The following is a 1,427-nucleotide window of genomic DNA, read 5'->3' on the forward strand; positions in this document are numbered from 1 at the left end:
GCCGGTGATGCTGGAAGACTTCGCCGAAGGCTTTAACCGTCTGGGGATTTTCTGCGCGCTGATCGCCGGGCTGGGGCGTGCGGCGCTGTCGCTGAATCGTCCGTCGTGGCGTTTGGCTTCGCTGGACAATGAAGTGGCCGCCGGGCTGCGTTACTTCTCGCCGCTGCTGGCCGGTCTGGCGCTGGCGTTCGGCACCGTTGAGCTGATCAACAACGTCGTCAGCGCCTCATTGGCCACCACCATCTTCGGCAACGGCCTGGTAGCGGGATTGATCGGCATGGTGCTGCTGGCGGCGCCGCTGCGCGGCCAGCGCATTCGTCGCCGTCTGGAGCAGCAGGGCGCGCACCTGGAAAAACGCACACTGGTCGGCGGGCTGGTGCACATCGTCACCCTGGTGTGTTCGGTGGTGATCCTGCTTTCCTTGCTTGTGGGTTACATCGCCTTCGCCCGCTTCCTGACCTACCAGCTGATCTGGGTGGTGCTGGTGCTGATGGCGTTCTACTTCATGGTGTTGTTCGCCACTGACCTGTGCGCCGCGCTGTTTTCGCCGCAGACCGTCAGCGGCAAGATGCTGAAGAAAACGCTCAGCTTCAAGGATCGCCATCTCGAACAGGTGGCGATCATCACCACCGCGCTGGCCAAATGTTCGCTGTTGCTGTTGATGATCGTCGCGTTGTTCAACGGCTCGTTCGGCAGCACCACGCCGGGGTCGTTGATGGAGAAAATCGTCTCGATCCTGACCGGCGAAGGCTTGCAGCGTTTCAACATCGTGCCCGGCAACCTGCTCAACGCCGTGATCTGTCTGGCGATCGGTATCTACATTCTGCGCGCGGTGCGGCGCTGGCTGGGCTCTGAGCTGCTGCCGAAAACCATTTCGGACGTCGGCATCCGGGCCTCGCTGGTGACGCTGTTCAGCAATATCGGTTATGTGCTGGTGATTCTGATCACCCTGGCGGCGCTCGGCATCCAGTGGAGCAACCTGGCGTGGATCGTCAGCGCCTTGTCGGTCGGTATCGGTTTCGGTTTACAGGAGATCGTGAAGAACTTTATTTCCGGCCTGATCCTGCTAACCGAGCGCCCGGTGAAGGTCGGGGATATGATCGGCATCGGCGGCGTGGAAGGCGACGTGCGGCGCATCAACGTGCGCGCCACCGAAATCCAGCTCAGCGACCGCTCCACCATGATCGTACCGAACTCGCAGCTGATCTCGCAGAACGTGCGCAACGCCACCATGGGCAACGCGCAAGGGGTAGTGACCATCGCGCTGACGTTCCCGACCTCGATCGATCCGGAGCAGGTGCGCAATATCTTGCTCAGCGCCTATAACGAGTACGAAACCATTCTGGAGACGCCGGCACCTTATGTGCGCTTTAGCCAGCTGGGGCCGGACGGTATTATCCTGAGCGTGACTGGCTACGTGCCGAGCC

Annotated in this window: 1 protein-coding gene; it reads left to right on the forward strand. The window is 61.4% G+C overall.

The window, feature by feature from the left end; translation table 11 throughout:
- Nucleotides 1-1,427 (forward strand): mechanosensitive ion channel family protein (locus SO140_RS45860; RefSeq protein ID WP_498544188.1); only part of this gene is annotated, 1,427 nt, incomplete at both ends.

The organism is Bradyrhizobium sp. UFLA05-108 (assembly GCF_059803455.1).